At 52.8% G+C, this 9766-nt stretch carries 10 protein-coding genes; 7 read left to right on the top strand and 3 right to left on the bottom strand.

Annotated elements, in window-relative coordinates; all coding sequences use genetic code 11:
• From NAT21_RS15415 to NAT21_RS15395, 5 genes are all read left to right on the top strand, one after another.
• A partial coding sequence (locus tag NAT21_RS15415; RefSeq protein WP_250939853.1) for a hypothetical protein occupies window positions 1-230 on the top strand: 230 nt, incomplete at its 5' end.
• 39 nt (window positions 231-269) lie between these two features.
• Entirely contained in the window at window positions 270-1343 is a 1074-nt protein-coding gene (locus tag NAT21_RS15410; protein ID WP_250939855.1) for a helix-hairpin-helix domain-containing protein, read from the top strand.
• A 200-nt stretch (window positions 1344-1543) separates the two neighbouring features.
• Window positions 1544-2566, top strand: coding sequence for a CAAX protease (locus tag NAT21_RS15405; protein ID WP_250939851.1), 1023 nt, complete (start codon window positions 1544-1546; stop codon window positions 2564-2566).
• A gap of 216 nt (window positions 2567-2782) precedes the next feature.
• Complete coding sequence (locus NAT21_RS15400; protein ID WP_250939849.1) at window positions 2783-3304, top strand: tyrosine-type recombinase/integrase; 522 nt, start codon at window positions 2783-2785, stop codon at window positions 3302-3304.
• Between the two features lie 243 nt (window positions 3305-3547).
• The gene (locus NAT21_RS15395; protein ID WP_250939847.1) at window positions 3548-3967 is read left to right on the top strand and encodes a hypothetical protein; all 420 of its coding nucleotides are present in this window, start codon (window positions 3548-3550) and stop codon (window positions 3965-3967) included.
• A 472-nt stretch (window positions 3968-4439) separates the two neighbouring features.
• Here the strand turns inward: NAT21_RS15395 and NAT21_RS15390 are convergent, their stop codons facing one another.
• The 3 genes from NAT21_RS15390 to NAT21_RS15380 all read right to left on the bottom strand — a co-directional run bounded on the left by NAT21_RS15390 (window position 4440) and on the right by NAT21_RS15380 (window position 6958).
• Window positions 4440-4643 (bottom strand): cold-shock protein, encoded by a 204-nt coding sequence (locus tag NAT21_RS15390; RefSeq protein WP_250939845.1) that lies wholly within the window; start codon window positions 4641-4643, stop codon window positions 4440-4442.
• Between the two features lie 290 nt (window positions 4644-4933).
• Window positions 4934-5800, bottom strand: coding sequence for a replication initiation protein (locus tag NAT21_RS15385; RefSeq protein WP_250939843.1), 867 nt, complete (start codon window positions 5798-5800; stop codon window positions 4934-4936).
• Between the two features lie 291 nt (window positions 5801-6091).
• Entirely contained in the window at window positions 6092-6958 is an 867-nt protein-coding gene (locus NAT21_RS15380; protein WP_250939841.1) for a RepB family plasmid replication initiator protein, read from the bottom strand.
• A 1262-nt stretch (window positions 6959-8220) separates the two neighbouring features.
• On the opposite strand from NAT21_RS15380, the gene NAT21_RS15375 reads away from it, so the two are divergent.
• The gene (locus NAT21_RS15375) at window positions 8221-9084 is read left to right on the top strand and encodes a phage integrase N-terminal domain-containing protein (RefSeq protein ID WP_250939839.1); all 864 of its coding nucleotides are present in this window, start codon (window positions 8221-8223) and stop codon (window positions 9082-9084) included.
• Between the two features lie 100 nt (window positions 9085-9184).
• Window positions 9185-9337 (top strand): hypothetical protein, encoded by a 153-nt coding sequence (locus NAT21_RS15370; protein ID WP_250939837.1) that lies wholly within the window; start codon window positions 9185-9187, stop codon window positions 9335-9337.
• Window positions 9338-9766: the final 429 nt, after the last annotated feature.

The raw sequence follows: 9766 nt of genomic DNA, 5'->3' as shown, positions 1-9766 counted from the left end.
CGGCCCCGAAACCCGGAGAGATTTATGAGTCGAGTGTTTCCCCCGGAAACACATTGGCAAGCTTGTTAAACGAGCGCACGATCATCGAGTGTGCCGAACAGAATGCGCTGACTCAGCTGGGCTTGTTCAAGGACAACGGCATGTCCGAAGACGCCATGGACACGCTCGGCGAGATCGACAAGCGTGCACGGATGGCGATGCGGGACATGGTCACTCCTGGTGCTGAATAAAAAGACCCGATCAAAAGCAGAATCCGGTATTGGTGATTGATGACTGACAGTAAGCGCTTGATTGCCGCACTCTCATTGGGAATTGCGGCACTTAGTCTTGTGGGGACAGCCCAGGCCGACATCACGATAGGTTCTTGGAATCTGAAACACCTGGGATGGAACAATGGCAAGAACATCGGCCAGGTTGCCGAGATTGCTCAAGGTGCTGATCTCTGGGCATTGCAGGAAGTCATGGGCGAAGGTGCAGTCACCGAGCTCGAGCACGCGCTCGAGGCGCAAACTGGGGAATCCTGGTCGTCGATGGCATCTCACGAAGTCGGCCGCAGCTCGTACAAAGAGAGCTATGCCTACCTCTGGCGTGACAGTACCGTCGAGTACACGAAAGGCGCTGTGGTCTATCTGGATCCGAATGACCTGTTCGCGCGTGAGCCGTATCTGGCTGAGTTCCGTGACAAGGATGATGGTGACAGGGTAGCCATGGCCACGGTGCATATCGTGTATGGCGACAGCCGCTCAGACCGCACGCCTGAGATTCGGGAACTGGCGTCGATCTGGGATTGGATGCGAGAGGTCTATCCAGATACACCGCGTGTCATCGCGGGCGACTACAATCTCCCACCTGACAGCCCAGCCTGGCAGCCACTTCGTGATCAGGGTGCACAGCCTGCGATCACGTCTGGCGCCACGACCCTTGGGAAGACGAACGGGGATTACGCAAACCTCTATGACAACCTTTGGTTTGATCCAGATGTACTGAATGTCACTGGCAGCGCGATCGTGAAGTACCCGGATCTGCTGGGAATCACAAACAAACAGGGGCGCAGTACAGTTTCGGATCACGCACCGATCTATATGACGATCGGGGATGCCAAACCCGGATTCGCTTCGGCAAAGGGCCAGCCGGCCAATGCCCCGAAATCCGACTGCATCGATCTGAATACTGGTTCTGCAAGGGAGTTGGATGAGTTGCCGAACGTTGGGCCGGCACGCGCTCAGGCCATCATCGAAGGACGTCCCTGGAGCTCGATCAGAGAGCTAACACGGGTCAATGGGATCGGTCATGCAAGTATGTCTGAAATACATGACAGCCACCTGGTGTGCCCGTTACGTTGATAGATTCGAACGAGAACGCACTATCAAAAATGGCCCCATTGAGGGCCATTTTTGCGCTCAAGATAAGACGCGTAACCGTGACTGCTCTTATTTTTTAATTTAAATAAATTGATTGTTATTTTTTGATAGTCAAAGGCTATTATTTGGGCATTAAAAACCCCGGCTCTAGGCCGGGGCGGGTATTTTCTAGGTCTTTGTAAATGCTCTTAGGCGAAGCCCATTGGATCCACTTACCAACCCTGCCCATAATCATATATAATTATTTTAATATTGTCAATATGTTTTTAAGAGATTTAATTATAATGCCTAATTCAATAAAATACAGACCAGATATAATTGATGATTTAATAACAAATGAAAGACTTGATAGTTATAAAAAAGTGTTTCCTCACGGGAGCGACGCAGAGCTTGTTGGCGCATACTTGTGGAATATAAATGTATGCTCAAAAATGTATCCTATAATATCTTCTTTGGAAGTTACAATAAGGAACTCTATTGATAGAGCTATTGTTAGTGATATAGGTCGCTTTTGGTGGAAGAAAGGAAAGATTCATTATAAGTCTTTCAAACTAGGAGCAAACCAAGAGCCAAACGCTGTTTATAATTTAAGAGATTGTTTTTCAAGAGCTTCTAAAGGAGTGGTAAAAGATAAGAAAAAAAGATACGGAACTAAAAATGTAAAGCCAACTCATGGGGAAATTGTCTCTAAGACTGATTTCTCAACATGGGAATTTATTTTGGATGATGAGTTTGTTGGGAATGGCCTTATATGGCCTAAAAATGCTGGCAAAGTCTTTAGAGGGAACTGGGGAGGGCGTAAGACAAAAAAGGTTATTACTGATTCTCGCGACATCGTAGAAGATATTAGAAATTTCAGGAATAGAGTCTTTCATCATGAGCCTGCGTGGAAGGTTGCCAATGTAAATTCTCCAGAGGATGCTGTGAGCTATCTTAACAAAAAGATAGATAAAATAGAGGGGCTTATTGGACTTGTTTCTAAAGAGAAGCTAGACCTTATCGAAAAGAGTGGTGCTATAAAAAATGCTAGGATGGCATGCTCGTTAAGTGAGCTGGAGAGGCTTCAATATAAAAGAGAGCCTCGCAAGATAAATAGTATGAAGAAGCTCAGGGAGCTTATTTATAGCTCTCACCATGAAGAAGCTATAGAAAAAGGGATTGTTTTTACCAGGGGGAGAAAGTACTTCTTCTTATATGGCCCTTAATGCCCTACCTTTTTAATTTTGTATGTTTTTTATTAAGTTAAGTGCTTTATTCTGCTATCCGGGTTTTAACCAAAACCCGGACAGTCAGCCTGTTCAAGAGAGCGTCAGCCTGTGCCAGACAGTCCCCTACATCTTGACCCGACAGTGCCCCGACACATCGAAAGCCGGACAGTCAGAAGCCGCTCTGACAATGATGCGGCTCGAGGTCGGCAGTATTTGACCCGTGATGAAGTGCATAGGCTCATGCGGGGCGCGCTCAAACACAGCCGTCATGGTCAGCGCGATGCGTTGATGATTCGCTTGGCGTTCGAGCATGGTTTGCGTGTGTCGGAGCTTGTCGGGCTGCGCTGGACCGCCGTGGAGTTGTCGACGCATGAGCTACGCATCACACGAGCCAAAGGTAGCCTCAATGGCACGCACCCGCTTCAGGGCGAGACCGTGCGTGCGTTGAAGCGTTATCAGCGCGAAAGCGGCCGGACCGGAGGGCTGATTTTCGTCAATGAGCGCGAGGCACCTGTCAGCGCTGACGGGTTTCGTCGGGCGCTACATCGTCTTAGTGAGCGCGTCCTAGGTGTAAAGTGGCATCCGCACGCGCTGCGCCATGCCTGCGGGGTGCACCTAATCAACCAAGGCGTCGATCTGCGTACGGTGCAGCAGTACCTGGGCCATATCAATATTCAAAATACGGTGGCTTATACAGCTCTTACAGGCAGACCATTCGAACGACTAAGATTTTAGTCATTGCGTAAATCATTAGTGAATGATCAAGCATCTCGGGATCATTTGACGGCATAGCCTGAAATCGACCGATAAGGGCGAGTGAAGCGAGGCGTTAGCGGGTTTGGCTCCATTATTTTCCATTTTCCATCTTCAGATCCCCGAAAAACCCTTTGCTTCGATGTGGCACAGCACGTGTGACATTACTTCAATGCACGCCATACAATCGTCGGGTGAACTCATTGATGGCACAGGGACTTGTCCATGGCGTGGCACAGTGTGAAAGATGCGTGCCAGATGGCACAGAAAAGTCGGCGCACGCTTTACCGCGATATGGCGCGAGGCCTTCTGTCGTATGGCGTTGATGATAGTGACAAGCGTGTCATCGAAACGTCAGAATTGATTCGTGCCTATGGTGAGCTGGCACAGGTGGCACGGCCCGAATCTGAAAAAATGGCACATGGTGGCACTGACGATGGCACACCAAAACTGGCACACACTGACCCACAAATTGTGGCACTCGTGGCACAGGTCGAACAGATGAACCAGCAGGTGGTTGAGATGCGTGCCGAACTCCAGGAATACCAACGACTGCTGACCCATCAGCCCGATTCCGAGCCGTCGTCCCCGCCTAAACGGACCTTTCTGCAGCGCCTGCGTTATCTGTTCGATCCAAACGCATGATGGGTGCTCTCGGTGGTATGCCAGAGCGGCCCAAACGAGCCCAAAGAAGCGTATAGTCTCGCTGGGTAGCGGGTGCTGCCATGGTCTTGCGCTCATAGAGTTCGTGGATTTGCCGGCGGACTATTAAGAGCGGTGGGGTTAACAAAAAAGCCAGATAGGCAGACACGAAAAACCCGGCTTCAGAATTAACCTGGCCGGGCTCTATTAGAGCTATGTGTCCTTACCTGCCCTCATGAATATCCTGTTCATGCATATTGTTGAGCGATCCGTGCTCGGTGGAGCATCCGTGCTCCACTACATACATGGCAACATACTCTGAGGGTATTCAACGACAACCTGGATCATGCAATGTGTTTTTCTTTTCCCATGATCAGGCCGCTGCCGGTTTTAAAGGGTCATGACGCAAAAAAGCCCGCATGAGCGGGCTTTTTCATTCGAAGCCGAAGCTTCGAAAGCACTACCTAACTAAAAGTTAGGCAGGCTGGATGTTTGCAGCCTGAAGGCCTTTCTTACCCTGGGTCACGTCAAAAGAGACTTGTTGACCTTCTTGCAGGGATTTGAAACCGTCAGCTTTGATTTCGGAGAAGTGGGCGAACAGATCGTCACCGCCGTCAGAAGGAGCGATGAAGCCGAAGCCTTTAGAATCGTTGAACCACTTAACTGTACCAGTTGCCATTTTCGATATTCCTTTGCGCTAAAATAAGCGCGATCTTTAATTTGCCGGGTATTGCCCCAGATATAGCGGGAAGAACAAGGGTATATAACCAGACTACCGAAAAATTCGATCACAACTGACAATATGCGTCTTGCTAACCACTGAGATGCATCCTGACACGCTTCTCGGTAGAAGGTCAACCGAAATGCTGCGAAAAGCGTCGTAAAAGCATCCTGACTGCCAGTACATGACTAAAGTATAAGAATGAGTGATGCCAGATAAATGGTGTTTAACCTGCTGAAAATCAGAGATTACTTATGCTGTGCCTCGCCCAGTAGGCGAAGAGCGGCTTCATCGTAACTTTCCCCCGGAAGGGCCTTCTCCTCGATAACAGATTGGGGAATCCCGTACATGGCTCCTGAGGCGCTGTGATGCTTGCCCATGGTCTTTGTTCTGGATTTACCTTTAAGGGGGGACTGAGCAGCTTTTGAGTTTTTCTCACCGAAGGTAAATACCAAATGTGAAACTCGACGACCGGTCTTGCGCTGCTCCCACTTCACCCACAGCGGGCTATGTTCGTTGAGCTGGGTTACCGCAGGCTCAATTACTCGTCGCTTCAAGTCCTTTAGGACCGGGTACTTGTCACCGAGTTGAAAGGCATCGCGCAACCAGTCGATCTCGACCTCACGATGGCCAGCATCCCTCCACTGGCAAAGTAACTCGTAGAGTCGCATGGCGTGCGAGCTGGTCAGTTTTGCTACGTCCGACAGCGAATAGCGCGTGAACTGCTCGGTAAGCTGGGTCAGGTAGGGCAGCATATCCTTGGTAAATCGAAGCTGTATTCGTCCTTCATTTTTCCGGTAACGAATCGACTGCACCCAGCCAGTGATTAACGTTTCTTCGTGCGATCCTTCACCATTGGGGCGCTCGGTAATCCACACCTCTCGACGCTTTAACCGCAAGGCGGCATCAGCAAGTTCTTTATAGGTCGAGTGTGAGCCTGTACCGACAAGTGCGGCATAGTCTGCCACTGTGACATCGTAGAGCACTTCATCGGTGATGGGCTTATCCCTGCGGACTTGTGCTATGCACGCCAACATAATCCGCTGTTCTGCAGGAGTCAGGCGATAAGACGCCTTGATTAAAGCGTTGCTCTTATAGATTTGAGGCTTGTTCATCTATGGTGCTCTGACATCTGAAAACGCTATATAGGGACAATATAACAATGGCCTCTTTTACCCTGAATCTGTCCCTCTCACAACCCTGAATCTGTCCCCTTTGAACCCTGAATCTGTCCCCTTTAAACCCTGAATCTGTCCCCTTTTAAAGCCAAAAAAACTTTAATATCAATAGCTTAAAAGGCCTAAAAGTATAAAAGTATAAAAGTATAAAAAGGGTAAGCTTGGAGATACAGAATGGATATCGTGCAGATCCGCATGATATCCACCCGTCGGTGACCTAGGGGTAAGTCACGCTCCTCTCTTTGATTCATCAAGCAAGCGCAGCGCCGCATCTTCGTATGACTCGCCTGGTTGTGCCATTTTCTCGATGACGGGCATAGGAATGCCGTAAAGCGCCCCCGAGCCGTTTTTTGGCTCTTTCCCTGCCTTACCCTTGCTTTTCCCTTTTTGCGGCTTGTGGCGGATTTCTTGGATCTTCTCGCCAAAGCTGAAAGCCAGATGTGTGATCTTGCGACCAGTCTTCTTCTGTTCCCAATTCACCCACAGTGGCGAATGTTCGTTGATCTGATCGATGGCCGGCTGAATCACCCAGCGCTTGAAATCTTTAATCGCAGGGTACTTCTCGCCGAGTTGGAACGCCTCGCGTAACCACTCTATTTCAACCTCACGCTTGCCTGATCCCCGCCACTGAGCCAAAAGTTCATAGAGACGCACGGCGTGAGCACTAGTCATCTTGGCCACATCGGCCAGAGCGTAGCGCGTGAACTGCTCCGTGAGCTGTGACAAGTACGGCACCATGGGCTGGCTAAACCGCAGCGCCACAGTACCTAACGTTTCTTGATAAACGACCTCTTGTACCCAGCGAGTCAGTCTGACCTTGGCGTGGCCATTACCGTTTGGGGCCTCATGGAGTGTCACTCGACGATCAAACAAACGCTCAGAGGCGGTCTTGATGTGCTGGTAGGCCCTGTCGACACTGATTTTTGCCATGTCTGCGATCTGTTGGGCACTGACCGTATAGAGCTGCTGATCGGTTAGCGGCTTATCTCTTCGCACCTGTGCGATACATGCCAGAATTATGCGTTGTTCGTAGAGACTGAGCCGGTAGGAGGCTTCAACGAGAGCGTTTGCCTTGTACACCTGAGCGTCCTGCATGACGTGGCCACCTTCCAAGGTATAGGTAAGAAGCGATCCCCTCTAAAAAAGGGAGTTTTTTATTTTTCTCCTATTTGGCCACCATTCCCTCCCCCTTTCAACCACCATTCCCTCCCCTTTTAACCACCATTCCCTCCCCTTTTAACCACCATTCCCTCCCTTTTTCCCCATATTTCCTTTCCTATATCAGTCACTTAAGAACCCCTAAAAGGGGAAAAGGGGAAAAGTACAGAAAAGCAAAACACGCCTGCCCTCCAGTCGCTGACGCTCCTTCCGCCCCGCCTACGGCGGCCTAAAACCAAAAAGTGCCTCGACAAGTCGAGAAGGACGCGGTCGAGCCGCATAGGCGGCTGCGCGTCCTCGGCAAAAGCTGGCCGCTAAAGCACTAAACTCTTGTGGGCCGTACCCCACCTTAATGGCTGCACGTTTGGGCCTACGGCCCGGTTATGCAGGGATGAATGAAAGCCTCTCGGAATCATGCGACGGCATAGCCTGAGATCGACCAATAAGGGCGATTTGAGCCCACTTTTGGTCGAGTGAAGGGTTATGCCTGCCAACGAGCGTCGCGAGGCGGACAGCCGGCAATTAGACGCGCTGAGTGAGCCATTCAAAACCCACGACACGATGAACCATCGGATCTGCCGATCTGTCCAGGAGGTCGATCGCTGCTGTGTTCGCTCAGGCCGTCACTGCCGTTTAGGTAGTGACGGCCTGTGGTTGGTCCAGCAATACTGGGATTAAAGGCCAATTATTTAAATGCCAGCTGTGTGATGGGCTTTAATTTGGAAGCCCATCACGGTAGGCTGATCGTGCATCATCCGTGGCGACTGCGGAGCTCAGTCGCGCCCTTTGCGGCATTGCCGCTCGGCGCCTCCCTGCCGTTCCCAAGTGGGAGTCCCTTTGGACCAGACGGTCCGTCCCAACGCCTGATCGTCTCTCGAAAGCAGGCGCCGCGTTACGCGGTTGGAGACTACTGAACCCCCCGGTCTTGAACCGGACCACCGCCATGGGTGACTGCCATGGCCTTCACGAGGGAGATCGTACCGCCCTCGTGGGGCGCGATCTCCGGCCTTCCCATCGAACGCTTGAGGAGACACACGCTGTACGACCGCCTGCCCGGATTTGCCAACAGGCAAACCGTCAGGCCGCTGCCATTGCAGCAGGCGAGAGAGCATCGCCCTTTTATGCCCCCGGCCCTATCGGGCGTTCCGTCACGTACTGCGTACGGATCGGGCAAGTACACTGACCAGGATATCGCTCATATGAACAAGCTCGGCTTCGATTTCATGCAGCTGTGCCAGCGCAACCGCGATGGCAGCCAGACCACGCAGTATCAGCGAAGCCGGTCGCTGCGCAGCATCTCCCAACAGCTTCAGGAGCTGGGCTATCGCAACATGCGTGCCAGTAGTCTGAAGCCCAAGCACGTAACCGCCCTGGTTGAGCGGTGGCAGGGCGAGGGCATCAGCGATGGCACGATCAAGAACCGGATGGCCCACGTGCGATGGTGGGCCGAGAAGGTGGGCAAGACGTCGGTGATCCCGCGCGACAATACCCAGCTGGGGATCCGGGACCGGGTGCACGTGACTGGTGTGAGCAAGGCACAAACGCTGGATCCGCGCCTGGAAGCGGTGCCGGATCACCGCATTCGAGTCAGTCTCGAGCTTCAGGCGGCCTTCGGGCTGCGACGGGAAGAGTCGATGAAACTGCGGCCGGCATTGGCCGATCAGGGAGACCGCCTGGTGTTGCAAGGCTCCTGGACCAAGGGGGGGCGTGAGCGCGAGATCCCCATCGAGACCGACGACCAGCGGGCCGTGCTTGATCGGGCGCATCAGGTTGCCGGTTCTGGCTCGCTGATTCCACCGACCCACTCCTACGTTCAGCACCTCAAACGCTATGAGTACCTGCTGCCGAAAGCCGGGCTGTCCCGAATGCATGGCCTGCGCCATGCGTACGCCCAGCGACGCTACGAAACCCTGACCGGCTGGGCTGCGCCGGCCGCCGGCGGGCCGGTCTCGAGTGCGTTAAGCGCCGATCAGCGGGCGAGTGATCAACAGGCCCGGATGACCGTCAGTCGCGAGCTGGGGCATGAACGCGAGCAGGTCACGGCAATCTATTTGGGGCGTTGAGTGCCTACCGGGTGCGCGAGCGCCGGAAAGCAGGTACGTGCCGTCTACGACGCGACTTTAGGTGATGGCGCACCACATAAAACAAGCCAAGGAGAATTGTATGTCAGAGGGACTTACCATGATCGTCGGGTTTCTTGGGGTATTGGCGCTATCGGGATTCGTCGTGTGTGGCTGGGTGCTGTACAGCGAGCATCAGCACAAAAAGAAAGCGGCGGAGCGCAAGGCAACGCGCGTACTCGAGAACACCCTATGACCTGAAGAGCGCTCGCCGGAAACGGGCACAGCGCGTGTTTCCCCCGGAAACACGCCGGGCCAGCCGGGCCAGCCGGGCCTCGAGCGGCCCTGAAACCCGGAGAGATTTATGAGTCGAGTGTTTCCCCCGGAAACACGCCGGGCCAGCCGGGCCTCGAGCGGCCCTGAAACCCGGAGAGATTTATGAGTCGAGTGTTTCCCCCGGAAACACTCGGGCCCGCTGGGGCCTCGAGCGGCCCTGAAACCCGGAGAGATTTATGAGTCGAGTGTTTCCCCCGGAAACACTCGGGCCCGCTGGGGCCTCGATCGGCCCCGAAACCCGGAGAGATTTATGAGTCGAGTGTTTCCCCCGGAAACACATTGGCAAGCTTGTTAAACGAGCGCACGATCATCGAGTGTGCCGAACAGAATGCGCTGACTCAGCTGGGCT

The organism is Larsenimonas rhizosphaerae, assembly GCF_023700005.1.
GTDB classification, from domain to species: Bacteria; Pseudomonadota; Gammaproteobacteria; order Pseudomonadales; family Halomonadaceae; genus Larsenimonas; species Larsenimonas rhizosphaerae.
The sequence above is the reverse complement of the archived record's forward strand: the minus strand, read 5'-3'. Positions and strand labels throughout refer to the sequence as shown.